This is a genomic window from Polaromonas sp. YR568, from assembly GCF_943369675.1.
Lineage (GTDB): Bacteria > Pseudomonadota > Gammaproteobacteria > Burkholderiales > Burkholderiaceae_C > Polaromonas.
In genome coordinates this window covers 58,998-81,936 of sequence record NZ_CALROB020000001.1, presented here as the reverse complement: position 1 = coordinate 81,936, position 22,939 = coordinate 58,998, and the positions used below count along the sequence as shown (strand labels likewise).

General features: G+C 64.6%; 19 protein-coding genes and 2 tRNA genes. 14 read left to right on the top strand and 7 right to left on the bottom strand.

Annotation, left to right across the window (positions count from 1 at the left end):
* Nucleotide 1 precedes the first annotated feature (1 nt).
* The 5 genes from ybgF (at nt 2) to ACLV8F_RS00340 (ending at nt 3,001) form a co-directional block, all read left to right on the top strand.
* Nucleotides 2-763, top strand: coding sequence for a tol-pal system protein YbgF (gene ybgF, locus ACLV8F_RS00360; protein ID WP_411882262.1), 762 nt, complete (start codon nt 2-4; stop codon nt 761-763).
* Between the two features lie 67 nt (nt 764-830).
* Nucleotides 831-1,946: a YeeE/YedE family protein gene (locus tag ACLV8F_RS00355; RefSeq protein ID WP_411882261.1), complete on the top strand. Its 1,116-nt coding sequence runs from the start codon at nt 831-833 to the stop codon at nt 1,944-1,946.
* Between the two features lie 22 nt (nt 1,947-1,968).
* Nucleotides 1,969-2,748, top strand: a complete 780-nt coding sequence (locus ACLV8F_RS00350; RefSeq protein ID WP_411882260.1) for a ThiF family adenylyltransferase — start codon at nt 1,969-1,971, stop codon at nt 2,746-2,748.
* Between the two features lie 93 nt (nt 2,749-2,841).
* Nucleotides 2,842-2,917, top strand: a tRNA-Lys gene (locus tag ACLV8F_RS00345).
* A gap of 8 nt (nt 2,918-2,925) precedes the next feature.
* Nucleotides 2,926-3,001, top strand: a tRNA-Lys gene (locus ACLV8F_RS00340).
* Nucleotides 3,002-3,070: 69 nt separating this feature from the next.
* Here the strand turns inward: ACLV8F_RS00340 and ACLV8F_RS00335 are convergent.
* The 7 genes from ACLV8F_RS00335 to dapC form a co-directional block, all read right to left on the bottom strand.
* Nucleotides 3,071-3,574, bottom strand: a complete 504-nt coding sequence (locus ACLV8F_RS00335) for a hypothetical protein (RefSeq protein WP_411882259.1) — start codon at nt 3,572-3,574, stop codon at nt 3,071-3,073.
* 57 nt (nt 3,575-3,631) lie between these two features.
* Nucleotides 3,632-5,641, bottom strand: coding sequence for an ABC-F family ATP-binding cassette domain-containing protein (locus ACLV8F_RS00330; protein WP_411882258.1), 2,010 nt, complete (start codon nt 5,639-5,641; stop codon nt 3,632-3,634).
* A gap of 101 nt (nt 5,642-5,742) precedes the next feature.
* Nucleotides 5,743-6,648, bottom strand: coding sequence for a 50S ribosomal protein L3 N(5)-glutamine methyltransferase (gene prmB, locus ACLV8F_RS00325; RefSeq protein WP_411882257.1), 906 nt, complete (start codon nt 6,646-6,648; stop codon nt 5,743-5,745).
* A complete protein-coding gene (gene dapE / locus ACLV8F_RS00320; RefSeq protein WP_411882256.1) occupies nt 6,645-7,796 on the bottom strand; it encodes a succinyl-diaminopimelate desuccinylase in 1,152 nt (383 codons plus the stop codon). The genes prmB and dapE overlap by 4 nt, the downstream gene beginning before the upstream one ends.
* Before the next feature lie 52 nt (nt 7,797-7,848).
* Nucleotides 7,849-8,994, bottom strand: coding sequence for a PilT/PilU family type 4a pilus ATPase (locus ACLV8F_RS00315; protein WP_411882255.1), 1,146 nt, complete (start codon nt 8,992-8,994; stop codon nt 7,849-7,851).
* A gap of 55 nt (nt 8,995-9,049) precedes the next feature.
* Complete coding sequence (gene dapD / locus ACLV8F_RS00310; RefSeq protein WP_411882254.1) at nt 9,050-9,877, bottom strand: 2,3,4,5-tetrahydropyridine-2,6-dicarboxylate N-succinyltransferase; 828 nt, start codon at nt 9,875-9,877, stop codon at nt 9,050-9,052.
* Between the two features lie 18 nt (nt 9,878-9,895).
* Nucleotides 9,896-11,101 (bottom strand): succinyldiaminopimelate transaminase, encoded by a 1,206-nt coding sequence (gene dapC / locus ACLV8F_RS00305; protein WP_411882253.1) that lies wholly within the window; start codon nt 11,099-11,101, stop codon nt 9,896-9,898.
* A 389-nt stretch (nt 11,102-11,490) separates the two neighbouring features.
* On the opposite strand from dapC, the gene smc reads away from it, so the two are divergent.
* The 9 genes from smc (at nt 11,491) to ACLV8F_RS00260 (ending at nt 22,939) form a co-directional block, all read left to right on the top strand.
* Complete coding sequence (gene smc, locus ACLV8F_RS00300; RefSeq protein WP_411882252.1) at nt 11,491-15,027, top strand: chromosome segregation protein SMC; 3,537 nt, start codon at nt 11,491-11,493, stop codon at nt 15,025-15,027.
* Between the two features lie 7 nt (nt 15,028-15,034).
* Nucleotides 15,035-16,111 carry a cell division protein ZipA C-terminal FtsZ-binding domain-containing protein gene (locus ACLV8F_RS00295; RefSeq protein ID WP_411882251.1) on the top strand — a complete coding sequence of 359 codons (1,077 nt, stop codon included), beginning with the start codon at nt 15,035-15,037 and terminating at the stop codon, nt 16,109-16,111.
* A gap of 110 nt (nt 16,112-16,221) precedes the next feature.
* Nucleotides 16,222-17,604, top strand: coding sequence for a hypothetical protein (locus tag ACLV8F_RS00290; RefSeq protein WP_411882250.1), 1,383 nt, complete (start codon nt 16,222-16,224; stop codon nt 17,602-17,604).
* 92 nt (nt 17,605-17,696) lie between these two features.
* The gene (ligA, locus tag ACLV8F_RS00285; protein WP_411882249.1) at nt 17,697-19,760 is read left to right on the top strand and encodes an NAD-dependent DNA ligase LigA; all 2,064 of its coding nucleotides are present in this window, start codon (nt 17,697-17,699) and stop codon (nt 19,758-19,760) included.
* Nucleotides 19,761-19,772: 12 nt separating this feature from the next.
* The gene (locus ACLV8F_RS00280; protein WP_411882248.1) at nt 19,773-20,366 is read left to right on the top strand and encodes a hypothetical protein; all 594 of its coding nucleotides are present in this window, start codon (nt 19,773-19,775) and stop codon (nt 20,364-20,366) included.
* A gap of 46 nt (nt 20,367-20,412) precedes the next feature.
* Nucleotides 20,413-21,129, top strand: coding sequence for an MgtC/SapB family protein (locus ACLV8F_RS00275; protein WP_411882247.1), 717 nt, complete (start codon nt 20,413-20,415; stop codon nt 21,127-21,129).
* A 113-nt stretch (nt 21,130-21,242) separates the two neighbouring features.
* Entirely contained in the window at nt 21,243-21,440 is a 198-nt protein-coding gene (locus ACLV8F_RS00270; RefSeq protein WP_411882246.1) for a hypothetical protein, read from the top strand.
* 153 nt (nt 21,441-21,593) lie between these two features.
* Nucleotides 21,594-22,133, top strand: coding sequence for a peptide deformylase (gene def, locus ACLV8F_RS00265; protein WP_411882245.1), 540 nt, complete (start codon nt 21,594-21,596; stop codon nt 22,131-22,133).
* Between the two features lie 83 nt (nt 22,134-22,216).
* On the top strand, nt 22,217-22,939 hold the full coding sequence (locus ACLV8F_RS00260; protein WP_411882244.1) for a class I SAM-dependent methyltransferase: 723 nt from the start codon (nt 22,217-22,219) through the stop codon (nt 22,937-22,939).

Below are 22,939 nucleotides of genomic sequence, written 5' to 3'. Positions count from 1 at the left end.
CGTGAAGCCGTTCCGGATTGCCGCGACTGTCGCGGCCGGCCTGCTGGCGTTCAATGCGCATGCCGGGCTGTTTGAAGACGACGAGGCTCGCCGCGCGATCCTCGATTTGCGCCAGAAGGTCGATGCGGCGCAGCTGCGCACGGCCGACGAATTGCGCAAGACCACCGAAGACAATGCCCAGCTGCGCCGCAGCCTGCTGGACCTGTCCAACCAGATCGAGGCCTTGCGCAACGAGCTGGCCACCATGCGCGGGCAGAATGAAAACCTCGCGCGCAACGTGGCCGAGATGCAGCGCACCCAGAAGGATCTGACGACCGGCGTGGACGAGCGCCTGCGCAAGTTCGAGCCGGGCAAGGTCAACGTGGACGGCAAGGAGTTTGTGGCCGAACCCGCCGAAAGGCAGGAATTCGAGGCCGCTCTGGCCACGCTGCGCAAGGGCGACTTCGCGGCCGCGCAGACCAGCTTCCTGGCCTTCATGAAGCGTTACCCGCAGACCGGCTACCGGGCTTCGGCGCTGTTCTGGCTCGGCAATGCGCAGTACGCGCTGCGCAATTACCGCGACGCGGTGACCAATTTCCGCTCGCTGGTCACGGCCGAACCCGACCATATGCGCGCGCCGGAAGCCATGCTCTCGCTGGCCAACTGCCAGGTGGAACTCAAGGACATGAAGTCGGCCCGCAGGACGCTGGAAGACCTGGTCAAGGCCTACCCCCAGGCCGAGGCCGCTTCCGTCGCCAAGGAACGCCTGGCCAAGCTGAAGTAGTCCGCACCTCGGACCGGCTATCCGGCCGGCCCGGGGTACAAAGACCATTCGCCCCTAAAATCAGGCGATGGACACTTCAGCACTCAACAGTCTCACGGCCCAGGTTCTCTGGGCCGGTTTCATTCTGGCCATGGTTTTTGGCGCCATTGCCCAGCGCACCCACTTCTGCACCATGGGCGCCGTCAGCGACATCGTGAACATGGGCGACTGGACCCGCATGCGCATGTGGGGCATGGCCATAGGCGTGGCCATGATCGGCTTCTTCACCATGGCCGCGGCCGGCATCATCGACCCGGCCAAAGTGCTCTACGCCTCCAACCGTTTTATCTGGCTCTCGGCCCTGGTGGGCGGCGCGCTGTTCGGCTTTGGCATGGTGCTGGCCTCGGGCTGCGGCAGCAAGACGCTGGTGCGCATAGGCGGCGGCAGCCTCAAATCCGTCGTGGTGTTTGCCGTGATGGGCATCGCGGCCTTCGCCACGCTCAAGGGCATCACCGCCGTGGTCCGTGTGGCTACCGTCGACAAGGTCGCCGTCGACTTCGCCACCAACGCCACTTTGCCGAACTGGGTCGCAGGCGCAATCGGAATCACGCCGGCCGCCGCCGGTATTGCCCTGGCCATATTGATCGGGTTGGGCCTGATCGTTTGGGCCCTGTTCGGCGAAGACTTCCGCCGCTTTGACAACCTGCTCGCCGGCCTGGGTATAGGCGGCGTCATCGTGGCCATGTGGTGGGTCAGCGGGCACCTGGGCTATGTGGCCGAGCACCCCGAGACGCTGCAGGAGGCCTTCCTGGCCACCAACTCCGGCCGGGCCGAGGCATTGAGCTTTGTCTCGCCCGTGGCCTATACGGTGGACTGGTTGATGTTCTTCAGCGACAAGAGCAAGGTGCTCACGCTGGGCATTGTCTCGGTGTTCGGCGTGGTGGCCGGCTCGGCCGTGTATGCCCTGCTGTCGCGCAATTTCCGCTGGGAAGGCTTTCGCGACGCGGAAGACACCGCCAACCACCTGGTAGGCGCCACGCTGATGGGCATAGGCGGCGTCTGCGCCATGGGCTGCACCGTGGGGCAAGGCCTCTCGGGCATCTCCACCCTGAGCGCCACCAGCTTTGTGGCGCTGGCCGCCATCCTGGCCGGCTGCGTGGCCGGACTGAAGTACCAGGTCTGGCGGCTTGAGCGATCGGCCTGAGGCGCGCATTGATTCACAAGCCATGACGTCCGTCCTCGAAGACCTCCCCGCCGACCTGGAGCGCCGCTTTGGCGGCCTGGCGCGCCTCTATGGCGCCGCGGGCGCGCAGCGCATACGCCAGGCGCACATCGTGGTGGTGGGCCTGGGCGGCGTGGGCTCGTGGGCTGCCGAGGCCGCGGCCCGCAGCGGCGTGGCCCGCCTGACCTTGATAGACCTCGACCACATCGCCGAATCCAACATCAACCGCCAGGTCCATGCGCTGGATTGCACGCTGGGGCAGGCCAAGGTGCAGGCCATGCGCGAACGCATCGCGCAGATCCACCCGGGCTGCCGCGTGGACGGCATCGAAGAGTTTGTCGATGCCGCCAACTGGCCGGGCATCCTGGGCCTCGAAGAAGGCTTTGACCGCAAGCAGCTGGCCGTGATCGACGCCTGCGACCAGGTGAAAGCCAAAACCGCCATGGCCGCCTGGGCGATTGCCAACAAGGTGAACCTGGTCAGCGTGGGCGCCGCGGGCGGCAAGCGGCTGGCGCACCGCGTGGACATCGACGACCTGGCGCTGGTCACGCACGACCCCTTGCTGGCACAGCTGCGTTACCGGCTTCGCAAGGAACACGGCGCGGCGCGCAAAGGCAAGATAGGCGTGGCCTGCGTGTTCAGCCGCGAAGCCGTGCTGCAGCCCGATACGGCGGACCAGAGCGACGGCAGCCTGAACTGCCACGGCTATGGATCGGTCGTCAGCGTGACTTCGACTTTCGGCCTGTGCGCGGCCGGCTGGGCGCTCGACAAAATTGCCGCCTGAGTTTTTGCGAGGACCCAAAAAACCACGCTATAATTCAAGGCTTTGCTGCCCTCGAAGCAGCAAATACCGGGATGTATCGCGAGATACGTTCTTGGGACCATAGCTCAGTTGGTAGAGCAGCGGACTTTTAATCCGTTTGTCGTGGGTTCGACCCCCGCTGGTCCCACCAAAATTTTCGGGTTCTTAGCTCAGTTGGTAGAGCAGCGGACTCTTAATCCGTAGGTCGACAGTTCGAATCTGTCAGAACCCACCATCCTCAAAGGACTTGGCCGAAAGGCCAAGTCCTTTTGTTTTGGGCGCAGGAAAATCGCCGGGCCTGGCCTCAGGCGGAATAGCCCAGCGAGGGCACATCCAGCTGCGCCTGCTTCGCCACCCGTATGCAGTCCTTCATGTGCTCTTCACCGAAGTAGCGGATGGCCGCATAACCCACGGCGGCCGAGATGACTTGGCCGGCCAGCGGCACGTACTTGGCGACCTGTTTGGTGGTCAGGCGCACGCCAATCTTGGTGGCGGCCTTGATGACGAGGTCGCGGCTGATGAATTTTCCGATGAGCACCGAGCCCACCATGGTCACGGCTTTTTGCACCTGGTCGCGCTTCCTGGGCTCGAGCTGGTCGAGCTGTTGCGGTGTGAGGCCGAATTCCTTGTTGATCTCGGGGATGAGTTTGGACAGCATGGCCGCGTCGACCATCCAGTCGAGGCCGGGCACCGGCACGGCGCTGGCCGCGGCCGCCACCATGGCGCGCTTGTTCAGCAGTTTGCGGCTGCGCTTGACGGCGGCTTCAAGGGCTGCGTTGTCGGCGGCCATGTGCAGGGCGGAAGGCATGGATCAATCCCTTTCAAGGATGAGCCCTGTTTGCGAAGGCAGGGCCCTGCGCCCACTTTACACCGCAGTGGTCTCGATCTGTTCGGTCAGCTCCAGCCACCGCTCTTCCAGCATGTCTATTTCGCCCTCGACGGCTTTGAGGCGCTTGCCGGTCTGCGCGAGTTCCGCCGGCGCGGTGGTGGTGGTGGCCAGCAGGGCCTGCAGGCTGTCGCGTTCCGTGGTGAGGGCCTTCATGCGCACATCGATTTTTTCAATTTCCTTGCGCAGCGGCTTTGTGGCTTCGGCCTGCTGCTGGCGGCGCTGCGCGTCGAGCTTGCGCTGCTCGGGGGTGTCACGCGGCACGGGTTTCTTTTCTTCCACTGCCGTGGCCGGCGCGGCTGCCTTGGCGGCCGGGGCCGCGCCGCCGGCCTTCCTGGCTTCTTCGCGCTGGCGTTTGGCGTGGTCAAGGAGGTATTTTTGGTAGTCGTCCAGGTCGCCATCAAAGGGAGCGACACCACCTTGCGACACCATCCAGAATTCGTCGCAGACGGCGCGCAGCAAGGCGCGGTCATGGCTGACCAGCATCACGGTGCCTTCAAATTCATTGAGCGCCATCGACAGCGCCTCGCGGGTGGCCAGGTCCAGGTGGTTGGTCGGCTCATCGAGCAGCAGCAGATTGGGGCGCTGCCAGACGATCATGCACAGCACCAGGCGGGCTTTCTCGCCGCCGCTCATGCTGCCCACGGCCTGTTTGACCATGTCGCCGCCGAAATTGAAATTACCCAGGAAGCTGCGCAAGTCTTGCTCACGCGTGGGCTGGTTGCCCATCTTGCCGGCAGCGGTGACTTCCTTGACCAGCCGGATCATGTGCTCCAGCGGGTTGTCGGCAGGGCGCAGCACATCCAGTTCCTGCTGGGCGAAGTAGCCGATGTTCAGGCCTTTGCCCTCAATCATCTCGCCTTCGATTGGCGCAAGCGCACGGGCGACGGTTTTTACCAGCGTGGATTTGCCCTGGCCATTGGCGCCCAGGATGCCGATGCGCTGGCCGGCCAGCACCGATTTGCTGACGTTTTGCACAATGACGGTAGGCGGCGTGCCCTCAGGTGCGCCCTCGGGCGGCGGGTAGCCGAAGTAGGCGTTCTGCATCGAGAGCATGGGATTGGGCAGGTTGGCCGGTTCCTTGAACTCGAAGGTGAAGTCGGCTTCGGCCAGCAGCGGGGCGATTTTCTCCATGCGGTCCAGCGCCTTGACGCGGCTTTGCGCCTGCTTGGCCTTGCTGGCCTTGGCCTTGAAGCGTGCGATGAACTTCTGCAAGTGGGCGATTTTGTCCTGTTGCTTGGAAAACGCGGTCTGCTGCAGCGCCATCTGCTCGGAGCGCAGGTCTTCAAACTTGCTGTAGTTGCCGCCGTAGCGGGTGAGCTTGGCGCTTTCGATATGCACTGTCACATCGGTCACGGCGTCGAGGAATTCACGGTCATGGCTGATGACCAGCATGGTGCCCTGGTAACGTTTGAGCCAGGCTTCCAGCCAGACCAGTGCGTCCAGATCCAAATGGTTGGTGGGTTCGTCGAGCAGCAGCAAATCGGAAGGGCACATCAGCGCGCGCGCCAGCTGCAGGCGCATGCGCCAGCCGCCGGAGAAGCTGTTGACCGGGTTGTCCAGTTCGCTGACCTTGAAGCCCAGGCCCAGGATCAGCGCCTGTGCGCGCGCCTGCGAGTCATGCGCGCCGGAGTCATACAGCTCCATGTAGGCGTGCGCCATGCGGTCGCCGTCGCCGCTTTCTTCGGCGGCTGTCACCTCGGCTTGCGCGGCCATCAGCACGACGTCGCCCTCGATCACATAGTCGGTGGCACTTTGCTCGGTTTCGGGCATGTCCTGTGCCACCTGCGCCATGCGCCACTGTGTGGGAATGGAAAATTCGCCGCCATCCTCATGCAGTGTTCCGTTGAGCATGGCAAACAGCGAGGACTTGCCCGCGCCGTTACGCCCCACCAGGCCGACGTTCTCGCCCGGGTTGAGGGTGACAGACGCGCTGTCCAGAATCACTTTGGCGCCGCGGCGCAGCACGACGTTTTTGAGGGTAATCATTTAATTCGCAGTTTCAGGAAAAGTAGTCGGGCGGCGGCGTCCATGTCTTGCCCTTGCGGTGCAAGAGCCGCGCCAGGGCTTGTACCGGCCGTCGAGCCGGCTCAGGCCAGTTGTTCGCGTGTCAGCAGCAGCACCTGGTCGGCGCCCGAGCTGGTTTCGAACCACAGCGGTTCAAGTGTCGGGAAGGCGCGCTCGAAGTTCTCGCGCTCATTGCCGATTTCCAGCACCAATACGGCATTTTCGCTCATATGCCGTGCCGCGTTTTGAATAAGGCCTCGAATGAAGTCCATGCCGTCGGTGCCGCCGTCCCGGTTACCGTCCAGCGCCAGGCCCGGTTCGGCGCGGAATTCTGCCGGCAGGGCGGCCATGCTGGCCGCGTTCACATAGGGCGGGTTGCACAGAATCAGGTCATAGTGGCCCGCGCAGGCTGCCAGGCCATCGGACTCGACCAGCGTGATGCGGCTGTCCAGGTGGTGGCGGTCCACATTGATGCGGGCCACTTCCAGGGCGTCCAGGCTGATGTCGGCGGCTTCCACCACCACGTCGGGGTAGGTGATGGCCGCCAGCACAGCCAGGCTGCCGTTACCGGTGCAGAGGTCCAGCACGCGGTGCGTGTGTTCGCCCAGCCAGGGGTCTATGCTGGCGTCGGCCAACAGTTCGGCGATCAGCGAGCGCGGGATGATCACGCGCTCGTCCACGTAAAACGGCAGGCCCATCAGCCAGGCTTCGTTGGTGAGGTAAGCGGCCGGTTTGCGGCTGCTGATGCGCGCGTCCAGCAGGGCGGCGACCTGAGCCTCCTCGTCAGGCGTGACGGGCCGGGTTTCAACCGAATCAAGGTCGTCCAGCGGCAAACCGAGCTTCCACAGGACCAGCCAGGCAGCCTCGTCAAACGCATTGGTCGTGCCCTGGCCGAAGCCGTCGGAATAGTTGAGGCCCGCGGCGTCCAGCCTGGCCGCCATCTGCTCGACCAGCGCCAGCACCGTCAGGGGCGTTGCGGCGCCCGTCATGCCGCCGCCAGGCGCTCCAGCACGCCCTTGTAGATGTTCTTGAGCGGATCGAGCGAACTCACCAGAACGTGCTCGTTGATCTTGTGGATGGTGGCGTTGAGCGGGCCGAACTCGATGACCTGGGGGCAGATCTTGGCGATGAAGCGTCCGTCGCTGGTGCCGCCCGTGGTCGAGAGTTCGGTCTCCAGCCCGGTTTCGGCCTGGATGGCGCCGCGCACCGCATCGACCAGCGTGCCGGGCGTGGTCAGAAAGGGCAGGCCGCCCACCGTCCATTTGAGGTCGTAGCTGAGTTGGTGCCGGTCCAGCACCGCCTGCAGGCGCTGCTGCAGGCTTTCGGGCGTGGATTCGGTGCAGAAGCGGAAGTTGAAATCCACCACCAGTTCGCCCGGAATCACGTTGGAAGCGCCGGTGCCGCCGTGGATGTTGGACACCTGCCAGCTGGTGGCGGGGAAGAAGACATTGCCTTTGTCCCATTCGGTGGCCACGAGTTCGGCCAGCGCCGGCGCAAACAGGTGGATCGGGTTTTTGGCCAGGTGCGGGTAAGCGATGTGGCCTTGCACGCCCTTGACGGTGAGCTTGCCGCTCATGGTGCCGCGGCGGCCGTTCTTGATCATGTCGCCGAGGTGGTCCACCGAGGTGGGCTCGCCCACGATGCAGTAGTCCAGCACCTCGCCGCGCGCCTTGAGTTGCTCACAGACCATCACCGTGCCGTCGACAGCCGGGCCTTCTTCATCGCTGGTGATGAGGAAGGCGATGGACAGGGCCGGGTCGGGATGGGCGGCGAGGAATTCCTCCACCGCCACGACCATGGCCGCGATCGATGTTTTCATGTCGGCGGTGCCGCGCCCGTACATTTTTCCGTCGCGGTGGCTGGGCGTGAAAGGGTCGCTCAGCCATTGGTCGAGCGGGCCGGTCGGCACAACGTCGGTGTGGCCGGCGAACACGAGGGTTTTGGCTGAAGCCGATTTGCCCGCGCGTTTGGCCCAGAGGTTGGTCACGCGAAAGCTCTCGGGGCCGCTGACAAGGGTTTCGCAGTTGAAACCCAGCGGCGCCAGCCGTGCGGTCAGAAGCGGCTGGCAGCCGGCGTCGTCGGGCGTGACGGAAGGGCGGGAGATCAGCTGTTCGGCAAGGTGCAGGGTTCGGGACATGTCGTTCAATCGCGTTCGAGTCGGCCCGAAGAAGCGAGCACCGTCGTGTGTTTCAGTGTTTCACGTCCAGCGTGATTTCGGTGAAGGACGGTTCGTCATCCGGATCCTCTTCGGGCTCCAGCATCTTGGCCTTGACCGCGAAGTCGTTTTCCAGCCGCCACATCAGGTTGGTCGGCGAGTCGGCGTACAGGATGCCTTCTTTGCGCGTCACGGTGCCGTCGACGATCAGTTTGGCGATGTCCTGCTCGAAGGTCTGCGAGCCTTCGGCCATGGACTTTTCCATGGCTTCCTTGACGCCCGAAAAGTCGCCTTTTTCAATCAGTTCGGAGATCAGCTTGGTGTTGAGCATGACTTCCACCGCCGGTGTGCGGCCGCCGTCCTGCGTGCGCAGCAGGCGCTGCGACACGATGGCCTTGAGGGCCGCGCCCAGGTCGCCCAGCATGGTGGGACGCACTTCCACCGGGTAGAAGCTCAGGATGCGGTTGAGCGCCTGGTAGCTGTTGTTGGCGTGCATGGTGGCCAGGCACAGGTGGCCGGACTGCGCATAGGCAATGGCGGCCGACATGGTTTCGCGGTCGCGGATTTCGCCGATCAGGATCACGTCGGGCGCTTGCCGCAGCGCGTTTTTCAGCGCCACCTGCAGCGACTGCGTGTCGCTGCCGACTTCGCGCTGGTTGACCACGGATTTCTTGTTGGTGAACAGGAACTCGACCGGGTCTTCAATCGTCAGGATGTGGCCCAGCGTGGTTTCGTTGCGGTGGTCCATCATGGAGGCCAGCGTGGTGCTCTTGCCCGCGCCGGTGGAGCCCACCATCAGCAGCAGTCCGCGCTTTTCCATGATCAGGTCGGCCAGGATGGGCGGCACGTTCAGGCTGCTCAGCGGCGGAATCTCAGTGGGCACAAAGCGGATCACCGCCGCGTAGGTGCTGCGCTGCCTGAAGGCGCTGATCCGGAAGTTGCCCAGCCCGGCGATGGGCAGCGCCATGTTGAGCTCGCCGATTTCCTCCAGCTCCTCGATGCGCTCGGGCGGCACCACCTCGGCCAGCAGGTTGCGCGGCGCGTCGGGCGGCAGGATTTGCGCATTGATGGGAATGGCCTGGCCGTTGATCTTGATCAGGGCGGGCGAATGGGCCGACAGGTAAACGTCCGAGGCTTTTTTGTCCGCCATCAAGCGAAGGATTCTTTCCATCGTGCTCATAGTCCGCTCCCAGTCAATTCAATCAGTGTGTGCAGTCAGGCCGTGAGTCAGGTGCTCAGTCGCGCAAGAGGTCGTTCAGGCTCGTCGTGGAGCGCGTCTTGGCGTCCACGCGCTTGACGATCACCGCGCAGTACATGCTGTACTTGCCGCCGGCCTTGGGCAGGTTGCCCGACACCACGACGGAGCCCGCGGGAATGCGGCCGTAGGTGACCGTATCGGCTTCACGGTCGTAAATCGGCGTGCTCTGGCCGATGTAGACGCCCATGGAGATCACCGAGTTTTCTTCCACGATCACGCCTTCGACCACTTCGGAGCGCGCGCCGATAAAGCAGTTGTCTTCAATGATGGTGGGGTTGGCCTGCAGGGGTTCGAGCACGCCGCCCAGGCCCACGCCGCCGGAGAGGTGCACGTTGTTGCCGACCTGCGCGCAACTGCCCACGGTGGCCCAGGTGTCGACCATGGTGCCTTCACCGACCCAGGCGCCGATGTTGACGTAGCTGGGCATCAGGATCGCGCCCTTGGCGATGTAGCTGCCGCGGCGGGCCACGGCGGGTGGCACCACGCGCACGCCCGTGGCGCGCATTTCGGCTTCGCTCAGGTGGGCGAACTTGGTGGGCACCTTGTCGAAAAAGCCCAGGTCGCCGGCGCGCATGAGTTCGTTGTCTTTCAGGCGAAAGCTCAGCAGCACGGCTTTCTTGATCCACTGGTGGGTGGTCCACTGGCCCACGCCTTCACGGGTGGCGACGCGGAGTTTGCCGCTGTTGAGTTCGGAAATGGTGTGTTCGACGGCGTCCAGCACTTCCTTGGGCGCCGACTGGGGCGACAGGTTCGCGCGATTTTCCCAGGCCGCGTCGATGGTGCTTTGCAGGTTGTCTTGTGTCATGTTGGTTCAGTCTTGTTTTCAGTGAGCTTTGGATTGGATGAATTGAACGATGCGCTGCGCCGCTTCCACGCATTCGGCGGTTTCTGCCACCAGTGCCATGCGGATTCTGCCGGCGCCGGGATTGTGCCCCTGCGCGTCGCGCGCCAGGTAGCTGCCCGGCAACACCACGACATTGTAGAGAGCGAGCAGCTCGCGCGAAAACGCGGTGTCCGAGCCCTTGAACGCCTCGGGAATTCCGGCCCACAGGTAAAAGCCGGCGTCGGGCAGGGCGACGTCCATCACGGCCGAGAGCATGGGTGTGACCTGGGCGAATTTTTCGCGGTACATCGCGCGGTTGGCCACCACGTGCTGTTCGTCGTTCCAGGCGGCGATGCTGGCGGCCTGCACGATGGGGCTCATGGCGCTGCCGTGGTAGGTGCGGTAGAGCAAAAAGGGCTTGATCAAGGCGGCATCACCGGCCACAAACCCGCTGCGCAGGCCGGGCACGTTGCTGCGCTTGGAAAGGCTGGTCAATGAAATCAGGTTCTTGAAGTCATGCCGGCCCAGCCGCGCCGCCGCCTGCAGGCCGCCCAGGGGCGGTTCGTCGCGGAAGTAAATCTCGCTGTAGCACTCGTCGGAGGCGATCACGAAGCCGTAGCGGTCGCTGAGCTCGAACAGCAGCTTCCACTCATTCAGCGACATCACGGCGCCCGTGGGGTTGCCGGGCGAGCAGACGAACACCAGCTGGGTTTTGGCCCAGACGGCCTCGGGCACGCCGGCCCAGTCGACCGCGAAGTTGCGCGCCGGGTCGCTGGGCGCGAACCAGGTCTGGGCGCCGGCCAGCAGGGCCGCGCCCTCGTAGATTTGGTAGAAGGGGTTGGGGCAGACCACGGTGGCGCCCGGCTTGCTGCCATCCAGCACGGTCTGCGCCAGTGAAAACAGCGCTTCGCGTGAGCCGTTGACGGGCAGGATTTGCGTGGCGGGGTCCAGCTTCAGGTCATAACGCCGGGCCATCCAGTCGGCCATGGCCTGGCGTAATTTGGGCTCGCCCAGGGTGCCGGGGTAGCTGGCCAGGCCGCCCAGGCTGGCCGTCAGCGCGTCTTTGATGAGCTGCGGTGTGGCATGGCGCGGTTCGCCAATGCCCAGGCTGATGGCTTTGTAGGCGGGGTTAGGGGTGACGTCGGCGTGCAACTGGCGCAGCCGCTCAAAAGGATAGGGCTGGAGGCGGGAGAGCAGGGGATTCATACCCGGATTATCCAGCCTCGGCCCGGCACCTCGCCGCCGGCTTGCCAGCCGACCGGTCGGGACCGCTGGCACCTGCTATGAAACCCATAGCTCCAGCGCGTGGGCGCACGTGGCGTTAGAGGTGATTACGCGATGCGTTTTCGGGCCTTCCGGCTTCGGGATGGCAACCCAAGCGCCAAATCCGCCGGGGCAGGTGAAGCAAAGTGTTTCACCCCGGTCCCGTCAAGGGCCTTTTTCCCGGCAAAATCCCTGCCCCGCTCGGGTAACATGACGGACCGTGCGCCACCAAAAGTGGTACACGATGTGTGTCAGCGTTTGCAGTAAAACGCTATAAGAATCAACGAGTTAGCCCCGGGCTAATCTCAAGCTCACAAAAAACAGGGACAGCCGTGCGTCTCAATTCGATCAAGCTATCAGGTTTCAAGTCATTCGCGGAGCCCACCAATTTCGTCTTGCCCGGCCAATTGGTGGGGGTGGTGGGCCCCAACGGTTGCGGCAAGTCCAACATCATGGACGCGGTGCGCTGGGTGCTGGGCGAGAGCAAGGCCTCCGAACTGCGCGGCGAGTCCATGCAGGACGTCATCTTCAACGGCACCACCACGCGCAAGCCGGCCAGCCGCTCCAGCGTGGAACTGGTGTTCGACAACGCCGACCACCGCGCCGGCGGCCAGTGGGGCCAGTTTGTCGAGATCGCCGTCAAGCGCGTGCTCACGCGTGACGGCACCTCCAGCTACTACATCAACAACCAGCCGGTGCGCCGCCGCGACGTGCAGGACGTGTTCCTGGGCACCGGCCTGGGCCCGCGCGCCTACGCCATCATCGGCCAGGGCACGATCAGCCGCATCATCGAGTCCAAGCCCGAGGAGCTGCGCCTCTTCCTGGAGGAAGCCGCCGGCGTTTCCAAGTACAAGGAACGCCGCCGCGAGACGGCCAACCGCCTGTCGGACACCCGCGAAAATCTGACCCGCGTTGAAGACATTCTGCGCGAACTCAACGCCAACCTGGACCGGCTCGAAAAGCAGGCCGAGGTGGCCATGCGCTACAACACCCTGCACGCCGACGCCAGCCTCAAGCAGCACCAGCTGTGGTTTTTGAAGCGCGCCGAAAGCGAAGCCGACCAGGCCAAGGTCAAGGCCGATGCCGAAAAAGCCGTGAACGACCTGGAAAGCCGCGTGGCCGACCTGCGCCACATCGAGGCCGACCTCGAAACCATTCGCCAGGCGCATTACTCGGCCGGCGACCAGGTCAACCAGGCCCAGGGCAAGCTCTATGAAGCCAGCGCGGAAGTCGGCCGGCTGGAAGCCGAGATCCGTTTTGTGGTCGACGGCCGCCAGCGCGTCGAGCAGCGGCTGAACCAGCTCAAGGAGCAAACCGCGCAGTGGGCCACCCGCAAGGAAGACGCCGCCGTCGAAACCGAAAACCTCGCCGCGCAAGCCATTGAGGCCGAGGAAAAGGCCGAACTGCTGGCCGCGCAGACCGAAGAACACCAGACCCAGCTGCCCGCCCTTGAAGACGCGCTGCGCCAGGCACAGGCCAAGGCCAACGAGCAGCGCGCCAGCGTGGGCCAGGTGCAGCAGCAGATCCAGGTGCTGGCCGCCGACCAGCGCAACATCGAAGAGCAGTCGCGCTCCTTGAGCCTGCGCCTGGAAAAGCTCACCGCCGACCGCAACGCGCTCAATGCGCCCGACGAAGCCCGGCTGGCCAACCTCAACACCCAGTTCGCCGCCGCGCAGGAAGCCCAGGCCGAAGCCGAAGCCCGCCTGCACGAGCTCACCGACAGCGTGCCTCAGCTCGACGAAGAACGCCGCACGCTGCAGCAGACCGTCAACACCGAATCCGCCAAGCGGGCCGACCTGTCGGCGCGCATGGAAGCGCTCAAGGCCTTGCAGGAAAAGGTCAAGACCGACGGCAAGCTCAAACCCTGGCTGGCCAAGCACGGCCTGGACGGACTGCAGGGCCTGTGGAGCCGCATCCACATCGAGCAGGGCTGGGAAAACGCCCTTGAAGCCGCACTGCGCGAACGGCTGGGCGCGCTGGAAGTTTCCCGGCTTGACATGGTGCGCGGCTTTGCCGGCAGCGACGGGCAGGGCACGCCGCCGGCCAAGCTCGCGTTTTATTCGCCGCCCAGCGCCGCCGCGCCCGCGCGCATCAACGCCGCCATCAACCTCAAGCCGCTGACGGAGCTGTTGCGCCTGAACGACGCCGGCCAGTCGGCGCTGCTGGGCGACTGGCTCAACGGCTGCTACACCGCGCCCAGCCTGGACGACGCCCTGGCCGCGCGCGACAAGCTGCAGGCCGGCGAAGTGATTTTTGTGCAGAGCGGCCATGCCGTGACGCACCACAGCGTGAGCTTTTACGCCCAGGATTCCGAGCAGGCCGGCCTGCTGGCCCGCGCCCAGGAAATCGAAAACCTCGACAAGCAACTCAAGGCCCAGGCCCTGATCAGCGAGGAAGCTCGCTCGGCCCTGGTGCGCGCTGAAGCCGCCTATGCCGACGCCGCCCAGCGCCTGGCCACGGCCCGCCGCGAAACCGCTGAAGGCCAGAGCCGCACCCATGAGCTGCAGGTCGAAGTGCTGCGCCTCACGCAGCTGGCCGAACAGACCCGCGCGCGCAGCGAACAGATCCAGGCCGACAGGGCCGAAATCGAAGCCCAGCTCGGCGAGTTGCAGGAGCGCAAAGTCACGGCCGAGGGCCGCTTTGAAGAGCTGGACATGCAGCTGGCCGACAGCCAGGAGCGCCATGCCCAGCTGGACGACCGCGTGATCGAAACCGAACGCAAGCTCGGCGAGTCGCGCGAACAGCAGCGCACGCTGGAGCGCCAGGCCCAGGAAGCCGCGTTCGCGCTGCGCAGCCTGGCCTCGCGCCGCGAAGAGCTGACCCGCTCCATAGCCATCGCCGCCCAGCAGGCGGCCTCCATCGCCAGCGAGGAAGCACAGGCCCGCGAGGAACTCACGCGCCTGACCGACGCCGCCGCGCAGGCCGGCCTGCAGGGCGCGCTGAGCGTGAAACTCGAACGCGAAGCCGACCTGGGCGCCAAGCGCAGCCAGTACGACGACCTGACCAACAAGCTGCGCGCCAGCGACGAGCGGCGCCTGCAGCTCGAGCGCGAGCTTGACCCGCTGCGCCAGCGCATCACCGAATTCCAGCTCAAGGAGCAAGCCGCGCGCCTGGGCTTTGAGCAGTACGCGCAGCTGCTGGCCGACGGTCAGGCCGACCTCGCCGCGGTGGAGCAATCCATCCAGGCTGGCAATGTCCGCCTCACCGGCCTGCAAGGTGAAATCGACCGCATCAACCGCGAAATCCAGTCGCTCGGCGCGGTCAACCTGGCCGCGCTGGACGAATTGAGCACCGCGCGCGAACGCAAGCAGTTCCTCGACGCGCAGTCCGCCGACCTGAACGAGGCCATGACCACGCTGGAAGACGCGATCCGGAAGATCGACATCGAAACGCGCGATCTGCTCTCCAGCACCTTCGAGACGGTGAACGGCCATTTCGGCCGCATGTTCCCCGAGCTCTTCGGCGGCGGCAACGCCAAGCTCATGATGACGGGCGAGGAAATCCTCGACGCCGGCGTGCAGGTGATCGCCCAGCCGCCCGGCAAGAAGAACCAGACCATTCACCTGCTGTCCGGCGGTGAAAAAGCGCTGACCGCCATCGCGCTGGTGTTCGCCATCTTCCAGCTCAACCCCGCGCCTTTCTGTCTGCTGGACGAGGTCGACGCGCCGCTGGACGACGCCAACACCGAGCGTTACGCCAAGCTGGTGCGCTCCATGAGCAAGGAAACCCAGTTCCTGTTCATCAGCCACAACAAGATCGCGATGGAAATGGCCGAGCAGCTGATCGGCGTGACCATGCAGGAGCAGGGTGTCTCGCGCATCGTGGCGGTGGACATGGAAGCCGCCCTCGGTTTCGCCGAGGCAGCCTGATCCAACAATGAGCACCTTGCAGATCAGTCTGGCGGTGGTGGGTGGGCTGGTGCTGGCCGGCGTTGTCGCCCACAGCGCCTGGTCGTCGCGCCGCAACTTGCCCAAGCGTGCCACGCCTGAGGCTGCGCCGGCGCCTGATGCGCCTGCGGCGGACAACCTCAAAACCGAAGGCGGCGAGGGCGAGCGCCTGGAGCCCAGCTTTGACGCCGATTCGGGCCTGGCATCCTTAAACGCGCTGGCCCGGCTGACCACGCCCGAGCGCAAGCCCGGCCTGGACATCCTGATCGATGCCATGGCGGCCGTTGCCCTGGACAACGTGGTCTCGGGCGAGGCCGCGCTGGCCGCCATGCCCAGCACGCGCCGCGCCGGCAGCAAGCCCTTTGGCGTCGAAGGCCTGAGCGTCATCACCGGCGAATGGGAATTCCCCACGGCCGGCCACCGCTACAGCGCCTTCCAGTGCGGCGTGCAACTGGCCAACCGCACCGGCGCGCTGAACCAGATCGAATACTCCGAGTTCGTCATGAAGGCACAGGCTTTTGCCGACGCGGTGGGCGGCGAGCCTGAGTTTCCGGAAATGCTGGACGAAGTGGCCCGCGCCCGCGAACTCGATCAGTTCGCGAGCGGCCACGACGCGCAGCTGAGCTTCACCCTGCGCGCCGTCAACACCGCCTGGAGCCCGGGCTACGTGCAGCAGAGTGCGGCGCGGCTTGGTTTTGTCGCCGGCTCCATCCCCGGCCGCATGGTGCTGCCCGCCAGCCAGCCCGGCCACGCGCCCATCCTGGGCCTGGCCTTCGACACCCAGGCCGCCATGGCCGAAGACCCCGAGCAGACGGCCTTGCGCGAACTCACGCTGTCGCTGGACGTGCCGCAGGTGCTGCGCTCCGAGCAGCCCTTCGCCCGCATGTGCGAAGCCGCGCTGTCCCTGGCCGCCAACATGGACGGCGTGATCATCGACGACAACGGCAACCTGATCCGTCCCGAGGCGATGGAAGTCATCCACGCCGACCTCGAGCAGCTCTACGACACGCTGGACAGCCGCGACTTGTCGGCTGGCTCTGTGCTGGGGCGGCGGCTTTTCAGCTGATTCAGCGGTAGCAGTCGCCGGCGCCACTTCACGCCGGCCTCACTTTCTTCATGGCCAGCTCATAGGGGGCCCACAGACTGCGGTCTTTTCTCACGAAGAGGCTGCGCGTCATGCTGTTACTCCTGTTGTTTCCCGTGCTGTTGTTCGCGCTTCCCTGGGTTATCCCGAGGCGCTGGTTGCCGGCCTGCGGCCTCACGGTTCTTTATGCCGCCATTTGCCTTGTCATCGATGAAACCCGTTCGCAATGTGCGGGGTGCGGCGGTTTCGGGGCAGCGCTGGGATGGGCGCTTTTTGTCCTCGCCTGTGGCGGGTTTTTCTTCAGCTTTGTCGCCCGGCTGGCCGTGTTGTTTTTTTCAAAAAAAGGGGAAGTGGCACCCGGGCCAACTGCTTTTTCGTCGGATACGACTACCGCCTTGGCGGCCCTGGGCCTTGCCTGCGTGGCGGTGTGGCAGACCGTGGTCATCACGAGATACTGGTTCGACCATGGTCTCTGGATTCACGGCGCCTTGGCGGTGCTGGCGCTTGGCTGGGTGGCGCTGGGGCGGCTTTATCGTGAGGAGAGGGGAAAGCATGGCTTGCGCATTTTCAGCGGCGCCGGCGCCGTCACCACGGTCTGTGCGCTTGCCTGGTCGCTGCAGATGCCGGCCAAAGCCATTGCCGCCGCCGAGGAAGCCGCTGGCGGTAAGCCTTATTGCCTGTTGACCAGCGGACGCAAGGGCTTGCGCCCTGTCCGTGACCGCCTCGACCTGTCGGGTTTTGTGATGCAGGATGGGCCTGTTTCCCCGCGCCATGCGACGCTGGCTATCGGGGAAAGCCGTGAACCGGTCTGGCGATACTGGTCCTATCGACGTGCAGCTTTCGAGCCTGAATTCCTGGGCGGCGTTCTGACCTGCGAATTACGAGACAACGCGGCCAAAGACCTGGGATGGGTTCAGGCAAAGGTGCAACCGCCGGAATCGCGGTTCTGGCTGGCAGGCGGGCAATGGCGTATCCCAGCCGAATACCGGGGTGGGGCAAGGGATCGCCCGCCGGCGGTGACCTTTCACGCGCAGGGCAAGGATTTCCAGCCTTTGCCGGCGTCGACCCAAAAACCGGCTGTCATGGACCTGATCCAGTCCCGGGTCAGCGTTACGCTGTGCGACCTCCGGATGCTGCATGTCTGGCAGGCCGAAACCGACGCCAACCACAAGGTCGAACCTGCGGGCATGGAGGCCGGCCTCGAGAAGCAGTCTGTGGAATCGCGCGGATCGTCCCGCAAGGAGCTCCAATATGCAGGCCGGGATGAAACCGGGAGAATTTCGACCTGGTTGATGTGCCACCAGGGCGGTGGCACTTGCCGCCACGCGTTCCGGCGCGAAGGGGTGGTGGTCGAGTTCCAGCACTCGCGCAACCAGTTCGCGCAATGGAAAGAAACCCAGGACGCTGCCTGGAAACGCGTGAAGTCGTTTGCGGTGACATGGCCTGACGCCATGCCCCAAAGCTGTAAATCTTGAGTTACCCGGTTGAATCACCGCGCAAGCGGCGGCGCCTCCCCTAAACTGGCGGATGTTTTTCAATCGAATTCAAGAAATAGGACCGCTCTGAGATGCCGGGGAATGCCAAGACAGCCGCAGAACAACGCGATGAACTGCACCGGGTTTTGCACCAGCATGCCCATCGCTACTACGTGCTGGACGATCCCAGCGTTCCCGACGCCGAGTACGACAGGCTGTTCAGGGAACTGCAGGAACTCGAAGCCGCCCATCCCGAACTGCTGACGCCGGATTCGCCGACCCAGCGTGTGGGCGGCAAGCCGCTGGACCAGTTCGCCAGCGTGCGCCACAAGGTGCCCATGCTCAGCATACGCACCGAAACCGACACCGAGGCCACGGGCGCGCAGAACTTCGACACCCGCGTGCGCAAGGAACTGGGCCTGGCCGAGTCCGACCCGCCGGTCGAATACGTGGCCGAACTCAAGTTCGACGGCTTGGCCATGAGCCTGCGCTACGAGAACGGTATCCTGGTGCAGGCGGCTACCCGTGGTGATGGCGAGGTCGGCGAGGATGTGACGCAGAACATCCGCACCATCAACCAGATTCCTTTGCGCCTGCCCGCCGATGCGCCTTCCGTCATGGAGGTGCGCGGCGAGGTCTATATGCGCCGTGCCGACTTCGAGGCGCTCAATGAAAAGCAGCGCGAAAAGATCGCCCAAGGCGCCAAGGGCGAAAAGACCTTCGTCAACCCGCGCAATGCGGCGGCCGGCGGCGTGCGCCAGCTGGATCCGGCCATGGCCGCGCAGCGGCGCCTGAGCTTTTTTGCCTATGGCCTGGGCGAGGTCACCCCGATGGAAGAGGGCGGCCCGGCCTTTGAAACGCATTTCCAGCTGTTGCTGACGCTCAAGTCCTGGGGTTTCCCGGTGGCGATCCAGACGCAGCTGGCGCAAGGCGCGCCCGAACTGATTGCCTTCCACCAGGCCATGGGCCAACTGCGCGACAGCCTGCCTTACGACATCGACGGCGTGGTCTACAAGGTCAACAGCCTGGCGTTGCAGAGGAAGATGGGTTTTGTCACGCGCGAGCCGCGCTGGGCCGTGGCGCACAAATACCCGGCGCAGGAGCAACTCACCACGGTGCAGGCCATCGAGGTACAGGTAGGCCGCACCGGCAAGCTCACGCCGGTGGCCAAGCTGGCGCCGGTGTTTGTGGGCGGTGTGACCGTGACCAACGCCACGCTGCACAACGAAGATGAAGCGCGCCGCAAGGACGTGCGCGTGGGCGACACCGTGATCGTGCGCCGCGCCGGCGACGTGATCCCTGAGGTGGTCAGCGTGCTGCTCGACAAGCGCGTGCAGGACGCGCCGCAGTTCACCATGCCGCGCAAGTGCCCGGTGTGCGGCTCGGACGCCGTACGCGAAGAAGGCGAAGCCGACTACCGCTGCACCGGCGGCCTGTTTTGCGGCGCCCAACGCAAGGAAGCCATCCTGCATTACGCGCACCGGCGTGCCGTCGAAGTCGAAGGCCTGGGCGACAAGCTGGTCGAGCAACTGGTGGACGCCAACATCATTCGCACCTTGCCCGACCTCTACAAACTGGGCCTTGTGGCGCTCGCCGGCCTGGACCGCATGGCCGAAAAATCGGCCAACAACCTGCTCGAAGCACTCGAAAAATCCAAGCAGACGACTTTGCCGCGCTTCCTGTTCGGCCTGGGCATACGCCACGTCGGCGAAGCCACTGCCAAGGAACTGGCGCGCCACTTCGGCAAGCTGGATTCCGTCATGGACGCCACCGAAGAGCAGTTGCTGGAAGTCAGTGACGTGGGCCCCATCGTCGCGCAAAGCATTCGCACTTTCTTCGAGCAGCCGCACAACCGCGAGGTCGTCGAGCAGCTGCGCGCCTGTGGCGTGACCTGGGAGGAGGGCGAGCCGGCCGCCAGGGCGCCCCAGCCGCTGTCGGGCAAGACCTTTGTCATCACCGGCACATTGCCCACCCTGAGCCGCGACGAGGCCAAGGACGCGGTCGAGGCCGCCGGCGGCAAGGTGGCAGGTTCGGTCAGCAAGAAGACCGACTACGTGGTGGCCGGCGAGGAGGCCGGCAGCAAGCTGGTCAAGGCGCAGACGCTGGGCGTTCCAGTGATTGACGAAGCGGCGCTGCTGGCCATGCTGGCCGAGTGACTAGGGGTGCCGATGGAAAAATCCTCGCCTGCCACCGGCGACGCCGATAGTCGGGCCATCGCGCGGCGCCAGCTGATTTTCGAGTGGTACATCGGATTGGCCATTGGCATGGTGCTGCTGGCCGTGGCTTTCGGCAGCAAGTTCACCACGCCTGTTCACGCGACATTTTTGGGTGGATGGTCGTTTCTGCCCTTGGCCGACTGGGGGATGATGTGTCTCGTCGCCGGTTTTTTCATCGGTATTGTTGCTATCCGGTTCGAACGGGGGCACAGGGCGGCCAGCGAAATCGGCAAGCTTGCCGCAGGGTCAGTGCTGTTCGGCGGAGTTTGCCTGTTCTGCGCCCAGATCATCGTGGAAGGTGCCAACGTACACTTTGATTCGTCCCCACCGATCAGGGTCACCACGCAGATTCTCCGGATAGAACCTTCCGGCGGCAAAGGGGGCTCGACATTGCATCTCGCCTGGTGGGGTGCGGACCATCCCGGGAAAGTCGTGAAAGCAAGGCAGAACCGGTTCGTTTTTCATATGGATCTGGATACAAAGTACGTCACGTTTTATGTCCGCAGAGGGTACTTTGGCGTGCCCTATGCCGCTGAATTCCAATAACAAAACACATTCGATTCAATGATGTCTGATTTTCGGAGGGCACACCATGCAGGCGCTTGAAACCATCAGTACCCCGGACCTTCTGGACTCGCTCGTCAGCCTGTCGTCCGCCTTCGTCTTTGGCGCCCTGATCGGTTTTGAACGCCAGTACCGGCAGCGCACCGCAGGCCTCAGGACCAACGTGCTGGTCGCCGTGGGCGCGGCGATTTTTGTCGACATGGCGAACCGGCTGACCGGCTCGTCCGGCGCCGTACATGTGGTGGCCTATGTCGTGTCGGGCATAGGCTTTCTGGGCGCCGGCGTGATCATGCGGGAGGAAGGCAATGTGCGCGGTCTCAACACGGCTGCCACACTGTGGTGCTCGGGCGCGGTGGGCGCCTGCGCCGGCGCCGACCTGGTGCTGCAGGCCGGCATTGCCACGCTGTTCGTGCTGGCGGCCAACACCTTGCTGCGGCCCATCGTCAACCAGATCAACCGCCTGCCGCTGGACGTGCAGTCGGCCGAGGTGACCAATACGGTGTATGTGGTCACGAGCGGGGAGCACCAAAAGGAGGTGCTGGCGATCCTGGAAAAATCGCTGGAAGAGATGCACTACCCCACCAACGACCTGGAGGTCTATGCCTTTGGCGAGGAGGGCGTGAAGATACAGGCCACGCTGGTGGCGATCGCGGTGGACGGCGCTGTGATGGACCGCTTGGTCAAACAGCTCGGAGACCTGCCCATGGTCAGCCAGGCCTACTGGAGCGCCAGCACGACCGAATAGCGCAAGAGGGCGTCGCACCGGGCCTTACAGGGCGTTACCGGGGTTTGCACGCGAGACGTCACGCCAGGCGGCTGTGCTGGGCGTTGAAAAGACCTGTATCCCAGGAGCTTTTCATGAACTACAAGCGTTTATCCGCCTTGGCCGCAGCCGCCGGCCTGGCTGTTTTGCTGTCCGGCTGCGTCGTGGCGCCCATAGGCCCGGGCCCGGTGGCGGGTTACCCCGCCCGCCCTGTCTATGTCGAACCCGCCCCCGTCGTGGTGGTGCCCGCGCCGGGCTACTACCGGGGCTGGGGTTACAGGCGCTGGCGTTAAGAGCCCCTCAAAAACCCTCCTGGCGTTGTTGCAGTCGCCTTGCCGTGCTGGTGCACTGTCAGCGGCGACGCGCCTAGCCAGGACCGCTTCGCTGGGTTTTGTGAGGGGCTCTTACTCATACACAAAAGGGTCATGCGCCGCGATAATCGGCGCATGACCATCCGCGAAATCCTCAAGATGGGCGATCCCCGGCTGTTGCGCGTTGCCCAGCCCGTCACCGCCTTCGACACCGACGAGCTGCACCTGCTGATCTCGGACATGTTCGACACCATGCGCGCCGTCAACGGCGCGGGCCTGGCGGCGCCGCAGATCGGCGTGGACCTGCAACTGGTGATTTTCGGCACCGACGCGGTGAACCCGCGTTATCCGGATGCGCCGCTGGTGCCGCGCACGGTGCTGCTCAACCCGGTGATCAAGCCGCTGGGCCCCGAGGAAGAGGACGGCTGGGAAGGCTGCCTCTCGGTGCCCGGGCTGCGCGGCGTGGTGCCGCGGTATTCGCGCATCCACTACGCCGGTTTCGACCAGTATGGCGATGCGATCGAACGCACGGTGGACGGCTTTCATGCGCGCGTCGTGCAGCATGAGTGTGATCACCTGATCGGCACGCTGTACCCCATGCGTATTCGTGATTTCACGCAGTTCGGCTTTACCGAAGTGCTGTTTCCCGGGCTGGACGCGTCGGACGACGATTGATCCCGAACCGCGGGGCGTACACTGGCCCCCGTTGAGGGCTATTTCGCCCCGCTTGAGCGTGTTGTACGCAAGGAAAGTTCCGGATGTCGCTCGCTCCCGCCTCGGGGGCAGTTCCCATCCCTGGAACTGCTGCTGCTCCCGCCTCGCCGCCTTACCTGCTGAAGTATGAAACCATCAGCGGCAGCGGCGACGACCTGCAACTGCGCTCGCTGCTGGACCGGCAGCAATTCCATGATCCCCTGGGCGAAGCCGAACGCGAAGGCATTTCCTCGTCGGCCTGGCCCATCTTCGGGCTGCTCTGGCCGTCGGGCCGTGTGCTGGCCCATGCCATGCTGGGCTTTGAGCTTGAGGGCAAGCGCATCCTGGAGCTCGGTTGCGGCCTGGCGCTGGCCAGCCTGGTCGTGCACCGGCGCGGCGGCGACATCACCGCGAGCGACTGCCACCCGCTGGCGGCGGCTTTCCTGCTGGAAAACCTCAAGCTCAACCATTTGCCGGCGATGAAGTACCAGACCGGCAACTGGTCGCGCGACAACCCGCTGCTGGGGCGCTTTGACCTGATCATCGGCAGCGACGTGCTCTACGACCGCGGCCAGCCCGAGTTGCTGTCGCAGTTCATCGATCTGCATGCCTTGCCGCATACCGAGGTGCTGATCGTGGACCCGGACCGCGGCAACCGCGCCGACTTCAACCGCAAGATGGATGTGCTGGGTTATTCACGCACTGAAACGCGTGTGACGCAATTGCCGGGAGCCGGCGGCCACTACAAAGGGCGGCTGCTGCAATACCTGCGCAAACCGGCCGCCTGA

Coding starts and splice junctions, on each gene's coding strand:
- ACLV8F_RS00355 (WP_411882261.1), top strand. CDS start 831: ATGGACACTTCAGCACTCAACAGTCTCACGGCCCAGGTTCTCTGGGCC.
- ACLV8F_RS00350 (WP_411882260.1), top strand. CDS start 1,969: ATGACGTCCGTCCTCGAAGACCTCCCCGCCGACCTGGAGCGCCGCTTT.
- ACLV8F_RS00335 (WP_411882259.1), bottom strand. CDS start 3,574: ATGCCTTCCGCCCTGCACATGGCCGCCGACAACGCAGCCCTTGAAGCC.
- ACLV8F_RS00330 (WP_411882258.1), bottom strand. CDS start 5,641: ATGATTACCCTCAAAAACGTCGTGCTGCGCCGCGGCGCCAAAGTGATT.
- prmB (WP_411882257.1), bottom strand. CDS start 6,648: ATGACGGGCGCCGCAACGCCCCTGACGGTGCTGGCGCTGGTCGAGCAG.
- dapE (WP_411882256.1), bottom strand. CDS start 7,796: ATGTCCCGAACCCTGCACCTTGCCGAACAGCTGATCTCCCGCCCTTCC.
- ACLV8F_RS00315 (WP_411882255.1), bottom strand. CDS start 8,994: ATGAGCACGATGGAAAGAATCCTTCGCTTGATGGCGGACAAAAAAGCC.
- dapD (WP_411882254.1), bottom strand. CDS start 9,877: ATGACACAAGACAACCTGCAAAGCACCATCGACGCGGCCTGGGAAAAT.
- dapC (WP_411882253.1), bottom strand. CDS start 11,101: ATGAATCCCCTGCTCTCCCGCCTCCAGCCCTATCCTTTTGAGCGGCTG.
- ACLV8F_RS00295 (WP_411882251.1), top strand. CDS start 15,035: ATGAGCACCTTGCAGATCAGTCTGGCGGTGGTGGGTGGGCTGGTGCTG.
- ACLV8F_RS00290 (WP_411882250.1), top strand. CDS start 16,222: ATGCTGTTACTCCTGTTGTTTCCCGTGCTGTTGTTCGCGCTTCCCTGG.
- ligA (WP_411882249.1), top strand. CDS start 17,697: ATGCCGGGGAATGCCAAGACAGCCGCAGAACAACGCGATGAACTGCAC.
- ACLV8F_RS00280 (WP_411882248.1), top strand. CDS start 19,773: ATGGAAAAATCCTCGCCTGCCACCGGCGACGCCGATAGTCGGGCCATC.
- ACLV8F_RS00275 (WP_411882247.1), top strand. CDS start 20,413: ATGCAGGCGCTTGAAACCATCAGTACCCCGGACCTTCTGGACTCGCTC.
- ACLV8F_RS00270 (WP_411882246.1), top strand. CDS start 21,243: ATGAACTACAAGCGTTTATCCGCCTTGGCCGCAGCCGCCGGCCTGGCT.
- def (WP_411882245.1), top strand. CDS start 21,594: ATGACCATCCGCGAAATCCTCAAGATGGGCGATCCCCGGCTGTTGCGC.
- ACLV8F_RS00260 (WP_411882244.1), top strand. CDS start 22,217: ATGTCGCTCGCTCCCGCCTCGGGGGCAGTTCCCATCCCTGGAACTGCT.